The 493-nt window shown below is 44.4% G+C and carries 1 protein-coding gene; it reads right to left on the reverse strand.

Annotated features, from left to right (window positions below; translation table 11 throughout):
• A partial coding sequence (locus tag ACYQ2M_RS25275) for an IS91 family transposase (RefSeq protein ID WP_459919173.1) occupies positions 1-491 on the reverse strand: 491 nt, incomplete at its 3' end.
• Positions 492-493 lie beyond the last annotated feature (2 nt).

Below are 493 nucleotides of genomic sequence, written 5' to 3' on the forward strand. Positions count from 1 at the left end.
CTGCGTTTATCAACGCCGCCGCCTGGAACAACAACATGTATATGGGGATGAAAATCAAGTTTTCTGCTATGCGTGTGCAATACCATAGTCATTCCGATTTCAGCGCCCAGATTTTTTGGATTTAAACCAAAATCTTTCAGCGTACTGGCAACGGAAAGAAACAAGAGAGAAAACACCAGTTTTTGGTTATGAAAGGTTAGAGATCTTAATTCATAAGGTAACGTAAAAGTAATCAGGAAGTAAGGAACAGGCAATAATTTACCCTGCTGCCGGTCAATCCATTGGCTGGCTTCATGGTTCTGACATTGAGGGCAACTGCGGTGACCACAGGATAGAGGTCGCCATTCACCATGGGCACATTCAGAACACCCCACATAGAGTTCACCGGAGGCAGGGGTACGGCAACCGCAAATGGCATTTATTGCCTTTAGATGACCAGGCAATGCCGTATTACCATATTTGGCCATAAACGGGTCTCGATATTGATTGATAA

This window comes from Desulfocicer niacini (assembly GCF_054657595.1).